We start from the raw sequence: 13,500 nt of genomic DNA on the forward strand, positions 1-13,500 counted from the left end.
TTTATCTTGTAGAATCTCTTATTACTAAATCTGTTTTAATTACTTCAGTTACAATATCTGTATTTTTATTTTTGAGTTTATCAATCAAAATCTGAGTAGCTTTTGTTCCAATTTGTTCTCCATGCTGACTAATAGTTGTCATTTTTGGGCTTGAGTGTCTAGATAAAATACCGTTAGAAAATGCAATTACAGAAACATCTTTTGGTATTTTTTTACCGCTCTTTTTAACGGCTTTCATTGTAGACACGGCAACAGATTCTCCTGTAGCAATTACAGCATCAATTTCTGTAGAATTAATAAAAGGTTTTAGTACATTTTTATATTTCTTGTAATCTTTTTCGATGATATTTAAAACCAAGTTCTCATCAAACTTAAGCCCTACTTTTTCTAAACCTTTTTTGTATCCTAAAAATCGTTGTTTGCCTATATGCAAATTACTCATAGTAGATACAAAAGCAATTTTCTTATGCCCTTTTTTATATAAATACTCAACTGTATTTGATGCTGAGCTAATATTATCTGTTACAACTTTATCGCACGCAATCGATTGAGCAACTCTATCAAACATCACAACAGGTGTTCCGTTTTCTATAGATTCTTTAAAATGATCAAATTGATTATTTAGTTCTGTTTCTTTAGCCATTGATAACAGAAAACCATCTATGCTGCCATTAGACAACATTTCAATAATTTCTACTTCTTTTTCGTGAGATTGATTGGATATACAAGTAATTACTTTGTAACCTTGTTCTAATGCTGTTTTTTCTATTCCTTTAAATACCTGTGCAAAGAAATAATTGAGCATTGTAGGCATAATTACACCTATTGTTTTTGTACTTCTATTTTTTAAACTTAGGGCATTAAAATTGGGTTTATAATTATGCTCTTTGGCATATTTTTGAATTTTGTTTTTAGTAGCCTCACTAATTTCGTAGCTGTCGTTCAGCGCTTTAGAAACTGTAGAGATAGACACGTTAAACTGTTTAGCAATGTCTTTAATGGTTAGTTTTTTCATACAAAAAAATTAGCCACTAATATATAAAATTAATGGCACTAGCAATTTAATAAATTATTAATTATAAATTTTTTTTTACTGTTTTTAGTAATTTCGTAAATAAGGTACAGGTATACAACTAAATATTCTAAACTTACAAACCACAAGTTTTCTTGCCAAGGAGTATTTGAGTAAGCTTGATAACTTAAAATAACAACCAAACTCCACACAATTGGAAATTTATACTGAGTAAAAACCGATAAAATTATAGGTGTCGCTAAATACCAAGGATGCATGGTAGTGGTGGTAAAATAGTAAAAACATAAACCAAACAACATAGCTGTAAATAACTGAACCATTGAGCTGTTTTTTCTAAAAAACGTTAAAATGATTACGCATAAAATGGTTAATACTGGTGTAATTTTACCAATGATAGCAATTTCATTATAGCCTCTAAACAAGTAACCTATTTCTCTAAAAAGATAATAAAAGCTAGCATTAAATTCAAAATTTCTAAACCATAAACCTACAGAGTTTGCATAGTTTTCAATTAAGGTTGATGAATAAAAAGGCAAGAATAATACAACCACAGTAGTTACAACAATTGTGTAAAAAGCTAAAAGCTTTAACAAGTTTTTCGGTTGTAGTTTAACCCTAAACCATTTTATGTTGTTTGCGATTTTAGTAGAAGCGTTTTTAACAAACCACTGAAAAAATAGTGGTAAAAACAACAAAGGAATCAATTTTACAGACACAGAACAGGCTATTAATAGTGCAGCCAAAATCCATTTTTGTTGATGCAACTTGTACATCCCAAATATTAAAAAGAACAACATTACTGGCTCAAAATGTAAATTCCCTGTCATTTCTATAATGATAAACGGATTTAAGATGTACCAAAATATACTCTTGATTGGTAAATGTAAACGCTCCAAAAGACGTTTACCAAAGTATAAAATACCAATATCTGCTAAAATGATAATCAACCTTAAAACAATTGCAGCACCAACAATATTTTTACTAGAAAAAAATGCTGCTATTAAAAAACAAAGTTGATTTAAAGGCGGATAATTGGTATAGTGGCTGCCATTCAATTCACCCATACCTGCATACAATTCTTTTGCTTGAGCTACAGGATAATTGTTTTGTTGTATAAAGGTTTCTGGTAATGATAAATAGGGATTTAAGCCTTCAAAAATCATTCTACCATCCCAAATAAATCGATAAAAATCTTGCGATAGATTAGGGATTGCAAATAAAAAAACCAACCTAAAAATAATAGAAATACCAACTAAATTTGCGAATGAAATTTGATTGTTTTTCATCAATATATAAAAACATCCAAAAAGTGTAAACCATAAAAAACAGAGTTGATAAAAGGAAGTTCTTTCTAAAAAATACGCGAATAAAAAATAGAGTACGATGCTAACAAAAACTAAAACCAGTTGTTGCTGTTTTTTTAAAAAAGACATGGTTATGCTTTAGAAAAAATAGATTTAAAAAAAACATACGCAAAACCTATAAAAAGCATCAAATGAAAAGGAAACAACCCATAATCACCTCCTTGGTTACCAACTATAGATGCACTGTACATACCAAAAACAAAATAGCATGCTAATAAACCTTCTAAAATTACGTGTACAGAAGGTTTCTTTTTAATGTATTTATTGTTTTTCCACCCATCTTTTAGGGTTTTAATATTAAATTTTGGTGTACGTACAAATTCACTTTTTTTACCAAAATGCCCTTCTAGAACTGCAATGGTGTTGTGTAAAGAAAAGCCCATTGCTACTGAGAAAAATGTAAAAAATGCGCCAATATATTTTATAAATTTTACAAAACCACCGCCATAAATACTTTTATACATGTGCCAATAACAGATAAAAAAGATGATAGAACTCATCACAAAAAAGCTCATCACATAAAAATAATTTTTTAAGTGTGCATACTCATTTTTAATGTAAAGCATTGGTATGCTTAGCACTGCAACTAAAAAGATACAGGTAAACATAGAGCTGTTTAGCAAATGTAGCACACAGTGAATTTTTGTTTTCAAAGAAACGGTTTTACTGGTAATAATTTTGCGTACCATTTTTTGAAAATTTTCTGCACCACCTTTATTCCATCTAAATTGTTGCGATCTTGCAGCGCTGATAATTACGGGCAATTCAGCAGGGGTTTCAACATGTTCTAAATACTTAAATTTCCAGTTTTTTAGCTGTGCTCTATAACTTAAATCAATATCTTCTGTTAGCGTATCTCCTTGCCAATTACCAGCATCGTAAATACATTCTTTGCGCCAAACACCAGCTGTGCCGTTAAAATTTATAAAATGACCTTTGCTATTTCTACCCACTTGTTCTAAGGTAAAATGGGCATCTAACATAAATGCCTGAATACGAGTTAAGGTAGAATAGTTTCTGTTGATATGGCTCCATCTAGTTTGTACCACACCAATGTTATCGTCTTTAAAATAAGGTATTGTTTGGTGTAACCAGTCTTTTTTTGGTAAAAAATCGGCATCAAAAATGGCAATAAATTCACCTTTTGCCGTTTTTAAGCCTTCTTTTAATGCCCCCGCTTTAAAACCTTTTCTGTTACTTCTACGAATGTGTTGAATATCGATTCCTTTTTCTTGAATGATTTTTACGTGTTTTGCAGTCATTTCTACAGACTCATCAGTAGAATCATCTAAAACTTGAATTTCTAATTTATCTAAAGGATAGTCTAATTTTGCGATGTTTTTAAGCAAACGTTTCATTACATACAACTCGTTATAAACAGGCAGTTGAATGGTAACAAAAGGTATTTCTTTAGGATTGTTAAAGTTGAATTTTATGGAGTTGTCTTGTTTATTTTTATAACGTAAATAGTTGAATAAAAGGTTCAATTGTGCCAATGCGTACATAAAAATAAGTAGCAAACAAATTGTATATACAATAATAATGATGTACTCTAAAACCATTTATTTAAAACTATATTTAAAAATCCAACCAAGAATCTTTACTCCTGCAAATATAGTACCTTTTACAGTACCTGAAACTTTAGAAACACCTATTCTATTTCTATATTTTACAGGAATTTCTTGATAGCTCATTTTTTGTTTTAAAACTTTTAGTTGCATTTCTACTGTCCAACCATACGTTTTATCTTCCATTTCTAAAGCCAAAAGTTTATCGTATTTTATGGCTCTAAAAGGACCTAAATCAGAGAATTTTGCCCCAAAAAAAAGTTTCATTAAAAAAGTAGCTAGCCAATTGCCAAATACTTGTTGAGGTGTCATAGCACCATCTTCTCTTAATTTTTTAACTCTTGCACCAACAACAAAATCAATATCATCTTTAATTATAGGCTTAATAATTTCTGTTAATTGCTCTGGGTAATCAGAATAATCACCATCTAAAAAAACAATAATATCTGGTTTTTTTTCTTGTTTGCTGATGTATTTCATCCCTTTTAAACAAGCATTACCATATCCTTTTCTTTCTTCTGATAACACAGTTGCACCCGCATTTTTGGCATTAAGTTCTGTATCATCAGTAGAGTTATTGCTGATCACGATAACTTCATCAACAATATTAGGAATGTCTTGTATTACATTACCAATAGAATCTTGCTCATTATAAGCAGGGATAATGACTTTTATAATAGGTTGCATTATCTTAAATCGTTTAGATTATTCTCTTTTCTGAAAGATGAAAAATCTGTCCATTCTTTTAATTTCTTACCTGCTTTAAATTTAGAGGCTTTTATGAGTTTATTTTTTTTGTAAATCAAACAGTATCCGTTTTTTTTATTGTTTTTAAGTTGGCATTTGTGATTTATGTTTCCTGCTTTATCATAAAACAGCCACCAATCACTTTGCAAACCCATTTTAAAATGTCCTTCTTTTTCAGGAATTGAGTTCACGTTGTAAAAGTACCAATATTTTACTTTTTTTCCATTTTTATATCGACCTTCTTCTCTTATGTTACTATTTTTGTAATAAAACTTCCAATAATCAACTTTTTTTTCATTTAAAATCCAGCCTTCTTGTTTTAGATTTCCATTTTTAAAATATGTTTTTTGATACGTTTTTTGCGATAAAATCATCATTGAAAAAAGTAAAAAACAACAAGTAAGTATATTTTTCATGTTATAATAGGTTTCACAAAAACTACAAAGTATTAAGCCGATAATTGAAATTAAAGCCTTTTTGTATTTGAAGTAAATGATTTTTAAAAATTAAGTAGCTGTTTATTTTTTATTGATAAGATTCATTAAATCGACATCATTACCCAATAATATTTCAGTAGGATTTATTCTACCATCTTCAGGGCCATTTTCTAATTTTAATACTCCTCTTGGACAAACAGCAGAACAAATTCCACAACCTACACAACTAGAACGTACAATGTTTTCGCCTTTTTGTGCATAAGCTCTTACATCAATTCCTTGCTCACAATAGGTAGAACAGTTTCCACAAGAAATGCATTGTCCGCCATTAGTAGTAATTCTAAAACGCGATTTAAAACGTTGTACTAAACCTAAATAGGCAGCCAAAGGACAACCAAATCTACACCAAACTCTGTTTCCAAAAATAGGGTAGAAACCAGTACCAATTACACCTGCAAACCAAGCTCCAATTAAAAAACTGTAAGTATCTTTTATCCATTGCGATTTTATCCCCAGAAAAGAAGAAGTCCCTGAAAAATAACAATATAAAGTTACTAATGTCATCACCAAAGAAAATAGAAGAACAGTGTGAATTAACCATCTTTCCAGTTTCCAGGCATTTAAACTTTTGTTAGAATGTTGTCTGTAAGGATCTCCTAAAGTTTCTGCTAAACCTCCACAACCACAAACCCAAGAACAGTACCATCTTTTACCAAAGAAATACACCATAACAGGCACAATTACTAAGGTTAAAACGATTCCCCAAACTAGAATAAAAACACCTATTCCACCACTTTCGGTTAAACTTTTTAAATTCCATTCAAAGAAAAAATCATAATCTAAAGGAAACGCATTTTTAAAATCATAGCCTGGCATATTCAAGCTGGTCATAATTTCTGGAATTAAAAAAGCAAACACAATTTGAAAAAACAATACAGATGTTGTTCTTATAATTTGATATTTATTATGTCTGTATTTTATGTACATTCTAACCCCCATTACTAGCATAATTGTACAATACAAAAATCCGTAAACAAACCATTGAGAAGCCTCACCACCATTTAATGCTTTACTAATTGGGTCTAAAATAAATGTCCAGTTTACCACATAATCTGGTCTAAAATAAAGAACCAAATAAAATACAACCAAATACACCAAAACCAACCAAGCAATCCAACCTCTGTTTGTTGCAGATTCTAAATAAATTCCGTCATTTTTAATACCTGGTTTTCCTAAAAGAATCAAATTTGGAAGTATAAATAACAAAGCACCAATTATTCCCAAACCAAAAGTTAAAAACCAAAATAAGCCTGCATTTTCTTTTACTAAACCACTACCTGCTTTTTTAGCAATTTCGTAGCTTAAAGTGTGGGGTTTTCCAAAAATTTTGTATTGATATTGTTCTCCCTTTTTTGCCCAGTTTTTTTCTTTACTATATTTAGCAATCAATGCATCGTAATGATTATTTGAGGCTTCAAAAGCATTTCTAGCTTCTGTGGAAAATTCAAAAATATTTAATTTTTTATCTACAATTGCTTTGGATAGTTCTTGTTTTATAATTTCACTTTTATAGCCTTTTTCAGAAATATAAGTATCTAATTCTTGTTGAGTAAGCGAAAAATTTCCTGTAAAAATAGATGCTGTAAAAATCGATAATCCTATTAAGAAAATGATTAAACCAAATTGCTTTATAATATTCATTTATTTTGAGATTTCCTGCAAGGTTTTCAAAACCTTGTAGGTATTTGTTACTTATTTATACTTAGGTCTACCAGGTTTTTGAAACCTTGTAGAAACAGGATTACGCTTTTGAGAAAATTCGTTTCCAACTTTTCTTTCTTATTTTGATGTTTGTTTGATGTTCTTTATTGAATTTATCAACAATTTCTGCCTCATATAACGTATAAAATTCAGGATCAAAATTTGCATCTCTTAAAAATTCTAATACGTGCTCTATAGTTTGATTTTCATTTAGCCAACGATCAAAAATTTCGTGTCGCATTCGAATTCCGAAAGTATTTATTCCCAAAAATTTATGACTATTTTTATCAAAAGAAATGGTAATGCAAATATTTTCTTTTGGATGTTTCCATTGAAAATAAGCTTCGTTTTCTTGCTTATTTCTTTCACTAAAAACCCAACCATAAGTTTGGTATTCAATGTCTAAAAACTTGGCTGAATTAAACCAATTTCCTGGTTTGTATGCTGTTTTTTTGTTGCAAATTGTTTGTGCCAAAGTTTCTCCCATCATTCTACCTGTATACCAAACTGCCTCAATATTTCTGCGTTGTCCAATAGCTTCTCTTTGTTCTGCACAATCTCCAATGGCATAAACATCAGCAATATTCGTTTCTAAAAAACGATTGACTAAAACACCTTTTTTGGTTTCAATACCTGAGCCTTTTAAAAAATCGATATTCGGAGTTACACCAGCAGTTAAACCAACAACATTACAAGGAATTTCTTCTCCAGTTTCTTCGATAATTATCGATTTAACTTTGCCATTTTCATCCGCTTTTATTTCTTTTAAATTGGTGCTTAAACGCAAATCTATATGATGTTCAGTAATGTGTTTGTTAATCATTTCAGATTCTTGAGCAGGCAAAACTCCGTTCCAAAAACTGGATTCACGAACTAAAAAAGTAACAGGTATTTTTCTGCTTCTTAGCATTTCTGCCAATTCAATGCCTATTAATCCACCACCAACAATTACAGCTCTTTTACAAACTTTATTATCAGGTGCAAATTGCTCTAAATTCTCTAAATCTTGTTTATGATACATGCCCAAAACACCATCTAAATCTTGACCAGGCCAACCAAATTTATTCGGTTTAGAACCAGTTGCAATAATTAGTTTATCGTAAGAAAGAGAAGAACCATCTTTAAACTCTAAAGATTTTTGTACTGTATTTACTTTAGAAACATATCCCTCTTTTAAATCGATTTTATTTTTATCCCAAAACCAATTCTCATAAGGTTGTGTATGTTCAAATTTCATATGCCCCATATAAATATACATGAGTGCAGTTCTAGAAAAGAAGTACTTTGTTTCTGCAGATATAAGGGTTATTTTACTATCAGAATTTTTTCTGATATGCCTAGCAGCTGTAACTCCAGAAATTCCATTTCCTATAATAACAATATGTTGCATGGTTAATTAATTAGTTCTTGGTTTATGTCGATGCTAAAGTTAAGAACTTAAAAACGGACAGTAATTTAGAATTGATATAAATAAAAACACAAAGGTGTAAGTAATTAGAAACCATAAAGACTGAGGTTGTAATAAATTCTGATAATTAAAAATCAACTAAAATGAATAAAAGATATTTTAAATTTTTACTACTATTGGCCTTATCAATTAATTTTAATGCTTTTGCACAACAAAAAGGTGATACAGACACTGAATCAAGTGCAATACAAAGAAGTAATATACAAACCTATACTCCATCAATTTTATTAAAAAAAGGACAATGGGACATTAAACTCTTTAACAACTTATACACAGAAACTAAGGCTACTTTTGATGGTGTTGAAGCAGATAAACCAAGAGAAAATTATTTAACATCAACCTTAGAAATTTTTACAGGTGTTACAGATAGTAGAAGATTCAATTTAGGGGTTATTATAGAGGTTCGTTCAAATACAATTGGCGGAAAAGGTGCGTTTGATGTGTTTAACTTAGGTACAGATGATTTTTCAAGAAAAGCAATAACATCAATAGCGCCGTCTATAAAATGGCAGCCCATAGAAAGTGTTGGCAAATTTTCTGTACAATCTTCTATACATATTCCTTTGGTAAAAAGAGAAACTGTTGATGGTGTTTTTTTAGATGAAGCAGCCTGGAATTTTCAAAACAGACTTTTTTACGACTACACATTTCCTAACGGAAACTGGCAATTATTCTCTGAAATTAATACACAATATTTTTTTGGAGATAAAGAAGTAGCAACCTTTGATAGATTGGGCAGAAAAACAACCTCAGCAGGAAGTTTTGCCACCAATACATTTATTGTAAATCCTGGTTTGTTTTTAAGTTATTTTCCTTCAGATAAATCTACAGTGTTAGGTTTTGTGCAGCACACCAATAGATTTGGAGATTTTACACAAGATTTTACAGCTTTGGGGTTTGGTGGTAAATATCAGTTAACTGATGCATTAAACTTAGAAGTTTTATACAGTAAATTTGTTAGAGGAACCAATACAGGATTAGGAGAAAGTTTTAACATTGGTTTAAGAGTGTTATTTTAGAAAAAAGCCCTATTTTTAAGATATTTATGAAAATAAAATATCTCTTAGTTTTAGGTCTTTATCTGATACAAGTTTCAGCCAATAGTCAAGTTAAAAAATATAATGGTGTTAGTTTTGTAGCATCAGGTATTAAAATTAACGAAACCCACACAAACCCAGTAATAAAGGCACAAAGTAACACAGTTGCATTGATGCCTTTTGGTTTCATTAAAAACTTGTCATCTCCCCAAATTATACACAACACAAAAAAACAATGGTTTGGCGAAACTAAAGCTGGTTTAAAACAGTATGCAAGTGAGTTTAAAAAACATCATATTAAAATTATGGTGAAACCTCAAATTTGGGTTTGGAAAGGTTATTTTACGGGTGATATCATTATGGATTCTGAAGAAAATTGGAAGATTTTAGAAGATTCGTACACTTCATTTATTATAACCTACGCCAAAGCTGCTCAAGATATTAATGCAGAAATTTTATGTATTGGTACAGAATTAGAAAAGTTTGTGATGCACAGGCCAAAATATTGGAATAACTTAATTGCAAAAATTAGAAAAGTATATCAAGGAAAATTAACTTATGCTGCAAATTGGGATGAATTTAAAAGAGTCCCTTTTTGGAATCAGTTAGATTTTATAGGAATAGATGCCTATTTTCCATTAAGTGATAAGAAAACACCAACAGTTGCAGATTTTGAAAACGGTTGGAAACCTCACAAAAATGAAATTATACAAGTGCAAACTAAATTTCAAAAACCCGTATTATTCACAGAATATGGTTACAGAAGTGTTGATTATGCAGGTAAAAAACCTTGGGAATCTAAAAGACAAAAAGGTAACGTAAATTTAGACGCGCAGGTAAATGGTTTGCAAGCAATTCACAACCAATTTTGGAATGAAAAATGGTTTGCAGGTGGTTTTATATGGAAATGGTTTCACAAACATAATGAGGTAGGAGGTATTAATAATAATAGATTTACACCCCAAAATAAACCCGCCCAAAAAAGACTAACAAAATTATATGGTCATACAATTTACGAGTAAAACATGACGAAAGTCCTTTTTTGTTACACGCAATGATGTTAAATTTGAAACATAGTAATAAAAATACAACATGAAAAAAATTATAGTTCCTGTCGATTTCTCAAAGCACTCTGAATATGCACTAAAAGTTGCTGCGTTATTTGCAAAAAAATACAATATGACTCTTTATGCGCTGCATATGTTAGATATGCAGGAGTTTTCGATCTCAGAAAACCCGAATGTAAAACAAGAAAAAGGAGTGTTTTTCTTAAAATTAGCAGAAAAGAAATTTAAAAAGTTTTTAACGCAAGATTTTTTGAAAGGTGTACATGTTGTACCTATCATTAAACACTACAAAGTATTTAGCGAAGTTAATAAAGTAGCTAAAGAGGTTAATGCAGATTTAATTATTATGGGATCTCATGGTGTTTCTGGTTTAAAAGAGTTTTTTGTGGGCTCTAATACAGAAAAGGTTATCAGATATGCTAGTATACCCGTGCTTGTTGTAAAAAATGAAATTAAAGACATTAGTTTTAATAATATTGTTATGGCTACAGATTTCTCTGACGAGTCTGTACCAGCATTTAAAAATAGTTTACAAACCTTAGATTTTTTACAAGCTAAAAAACATATTCTGTACGTAAATTTACCGAACGAAAATTTTAAAACCACTCCAGAAATGGAAACCATGGCGAATAATTTTTTAACAAAAGTAGATGGTAATATAGATCGTTTGATAAATGTTAATTTTGTTTGTGCAAGATCTATTGAAAAAGGAATACTAAATTTTGCCAATGTAGCAGGTGCCGATTTAATTGTAACCATAACGCATGGTAGAAAAGGAATTTCGCATATTTTTGAAGGCAGTATCTCAGAAGATCTTTCAAATCATGCAGCCTTACCAATTATGACGTTTAAATTATAAGATGATAAAAAAGATACATCTATTTCTACTAACCGTTTTAATTTTATGTTTTTCTTGCTCAGAAGATAACGATATTACTACACCTAGAAATTTACAAGAATACATTGAAACCGTTTCTAGCAAAGAACTAGGAAATGTAATTGCATGTGCAGCAAGTGCAGATGAGAATGCAAGTTTAACCTATATTTTTTATTATCCAGAAGAGGGTGCAACCGATATTCGCTATTATGAAGCAGATAGTTTAACTATTGCAGATGAAAATGATTTTTCTAATTATCGTAAATACATTGCTACTCCTGAAGATGTTTTTGGCGGAAAATTACAACGATTTTCTCGTTCGAGCTCCGAAGAAAGTTGGAGTATTGTTACCTATATTTTAGAAGGGAAATTGCACATTTCTAATCCCATTCGTTTAAAAAATGCTACAAATGCAACTACTTGGCAAGATGAGGTAACTATTGATAATTCTGAAAGCCTACAACCTATTTTTACATGGTCTGATTTTGGTAGAACAGACAATGATATTTATTTTCAAGTAATTTTAGATAAAGATGATGTTTTTATGTCTGGAACATATACAAATGAAACCAATTTTAAATATTACGACACCTCTAACGTGGTTTTAAATATCAATACTGAAACACCAGCAGATTTAGTTTTAGATGATACGTATAATTTTACGTTAATGGCTATAAGTGAAGATAATTGGGTAAATTTGGTGATACAAAAGTCATTTGTAGCACAATAATGAAGCTTAAGAAACACCTATTTATACTATGTTTTATTGGCATAACCACCCTAGTTTTCTCTCAAAAGAGAATGGTAAATTCAATTACTATAAAAGGTGCTAACAAAACCAAAGTATCACTCATCAAATCATTATTAATTACAAGAGTAGACCAACCTTTAGACTCTATAACGTTAAAAAATGACATCATTCTCTTAAAACGATTGCCAGCAATTAGCCATGCACATTACCAAGTTTATCATTCTCATAAAAACAATTACAATATTTTTATTTATGTTAAAGAGCATCATACCATTATTCCAGAAATAAATTTATGGACAACCACTAACAATGTATTTTCCTATAAATTAGGTCTGTATGATTATAATTTTTTAGGAAATAATATCACCCTTGGTGGTTTCTATCAGTTTAACGGTTTTGATACGTATGCTATTAATTTTAGAGCGCCAAACTTATTTTCTAAAAAATGGGGTTTGGCTGTAAATCATCAAAACTGGAAAAGTGAAGAGCCTTTATATTTTAATGAGGTATCTGCAAACTACTTGTACAATAATATTTCTTTTGAGGCTTTGGGTTTATATCAAATCAATCTTAAAAATACAATTAATTTTGGTGTAAACTTGTTTAAAGAAAAATATCAATTTTTGTCGGGTAATATCGATTTTACCAACTCATCTGTTCCCAAAACTTTAAGTTTAAATAAAGCCTTACTAAAATTGGTGTATAGTTATAATAATTTAGAGTATAATTATCAATATGTAAGTGGTTTTAAAAGTATTTTATACGCACAATATGTAATTACTAAAAACAATTTTCAAAACGATTTTTATATTTTTTGGAACGATTTCTTTTACTTTAAAAGAATTAGAGAAAATGGCAACTGGGCAAACAGATTACGTTTTGGACTATCAGCTAACGAAAATTCACCATTTGCACCATTTGCTTTAGATAATAACATCAATTTAAGAGGTGTAGGAATTTTGGTAGATAGAGGTACAGGAACCATAGTTTTGAACTCAGAATACAGGCATACAATTTACGATAAAGCTGGTATAGCTATACAAACTAATGTTTTTTCAGATTTTGGGTCGTGGAGAAACCCAGGTGGCCAATTAAATGATTTTGTTCAAGAAGATAATATCCGAATTTACTCCGGTTTTGGCCTACGTTTTATCAGCAAAAAAATATACAATGCCACTTTTAGAGTTGATTATGGTTTTAGTATTTTAAATACAAAAGCCAATTCTAAAGGTGGTTTTGTATTCGGAATTGGTCAGTATTTCTAAAAGAATTTTTAATCAAAAAATCAACTCGTTTTTTTAAAAATAAACTTATCTGCAATTGCATTTTCTTTCATTTAATATTATAATAACTTTTTTTAATCATTTAAAAAGTTAAGAATAGTTAGTTT

At 30.0% G+C, this 13,500-nt stretch carries 12 protein-coding genes; 5 read left to right on the plus strand and 7 right to left on the minus strand.

Going from position 1 to position 13,500, the window contains the following annotated elements; translation table 11 throughout:
* Nucleotide 1 precedes the first annotated feature (1 nt).
* The 7 genes from ACW9UN_RS05755 to ACW9UN_RS05785 all read right to left on the minus strand — a co-directional run bounded on the left by ACW9UN_RS05755 (nucleotide 2) and on the right by ACW9UN_RS05785 (nucleotide 8,300).
* Nucleotides 2–1,015: a LacI family DNA-binding transcriptional regulator gene (locus ACW9UN_RS05755; protein WP_459484734.1), complete on the minus strand. Its 1,014-nt coding sequence runs from the start codon at nucleotides 1,013–1,015 to the stop codon at nucleotides 2–4.
* Nucleotides 1,016–1,053: 38 nt separating this feature from the next.
* Nucleotides 1,054–2,466 (minus strand): MptA/MptB family glycosyltransferase, encoded by a 1,413-nt coding sequence (locus ACW9UN_RS05760; RefSeq protein WP_459484736.1) that lies wholly within the window; start codon nucleotides 2,464–2,466, stop codon nucleotides 1,054–1,056.
* Between the two features lie 2 nt (nucleotides 2,467–2,468).
* Nucleotides 2,469–3,959 (minus strand): cellulose synthase family protein, encoded by a 1,491-nt coding sequence (locus ACW9UN_RS05765; RefSeq protein ID WP_459484738.1) that lies wholly within the window; start codon nucleotides 3,957–3,959, stop codon nucleotides 2,469–2,471.
* Nucleotides 3,960–4,652 (minus strand): glycosyltransferase family 2 protein, encoded by a 693-nt coding sequence (locus tag ACW9UN_RS05770; protein WP_459484740.1) that lies wholly within the window; start codon nucleotides 4,650–4,652, stop codon nucleotides 3,960–3,962.
* A complete protein-coding gene (locus ACW9UN_RS05775) occupies nucleotides 4,652–5,128 on the minus strand; it encodes a toxin-antitoxin system YwqK family antitoxin (RefSeq protein WP_459484743.1) in 477 nt (158 codons plus the stop codon). The genes ACW9UN_RS05770 and ACW9UN_RS05775 overlap by 1 nt, the downstream gene beginning before the upstream one ends.
* A 102-nt stretch (nucleotides 5,129–5,230) precedes the next feature.
* Nucleotides 5,231–6,850 (minus strand): 4Fe-4S binding protein, encoded by a 1,620-nt coding sequence (locus ACW9UN_RS05780; RefSeq protein WP_459484745.1) that lies wholly within the window; start codon nucleotides 6,848–6,850, stop codon nucleotides 5,231–5,233.
* Nucleotides 6,851–6,950: 100 nt separating this feature from the next.
* Complete coding sequence (locus tag ACW9UN_RS05785; RefSeq protein ID WP_459484747.1) at nucleotides 6,951–8,300, minus strand: NAD(P)/FAD-dependent oxidoreductase; 1,350 nt, start codon at nucleotides 8,298–8,300, stop codon at nucleotides 6,951–6,953.
* A gap of 161 nt (nucleotides 8,301–8,461) precedes the next feature.
* On the opposite strand from ACW9UN_RS05785, the gene ACW9UN_RS05790 reads away from it, so the two are divergent.
* The 5 genes from ACW9UN_RS05790 (at nucleotide 8,462) to ACW9UN_RS05810 (ending at nucleotide 13,375) form a co-directional block, all read left to right on the plus strand.
* Nucleotides 8,462–9,397: a transporter family protein gene (locus ACW9UN_RS05790; RefSeq protein ID WP_459484748.1), complete on the plus strand. Its 936-nt coding sequence runs from the start codon at nucleotides 8,462–8,464 to the stop codon at nucleotides 9,395–9,397.
* Nucleotides 9,398–9,423: 26 nt separating this feature from the next.
* Complete coding sequence (locus ACW9UN_RS05795) at nucleotides 9,424–10,437, plus strand: glycoside hydrolase family 113 (RefSeq protein WP_459484751.1); 1,014 nt, start codon at nucleotides 9,424–9,426, stop codon at nucleotides 10,435–10,437.
* 70 nt (nucleotides 10,438–10,507) lie between these two features.
* Nucleotides 10,508–11,341: a universal stress protein gene (locus ACW9UN_RS05800; protein WP_459484753.1), complete on the plus strand. Its 834-nt coding sequence runs from the start codon at nucleotides 10,508–10,510 to the stop codon at nucleotides 11,339–11,341.
* A 1-nt stretch (nucleotide 11,342) separates the two neighbouring features.
* The gene (locus tag ACW9UN_RS05805) at nucleotides 11,343–12,089 is read left to right on the plus strand and encodes a hypothetical protein (RefSeq protein ID WP_459484755.1); all 747 of its coding nucleotides are present in this window, start codon (nucleotides 11,343–11,345) and stop codon (nucleotides 12,087–12,089) included.
* 71 nt (nucleotides 12,090–12,160) lie between these two features.
* Entirely contained in the window at nucleotides 12,161–13,375 is a 1,215-nt protein-coding gene (locus ACW9UN_RS05810) for a BamA/TamA family outer membrane protein (RefSeq protein ID WP_459484758.1), read from the plus strand.
* The last annotated feature ends 125 nt before the right edge of the window (nucleotides 13,376–13,500 follow it).

The sequence above is a fragment of the Polaribacter litoreus genome, from assembly GCF_054584775.1.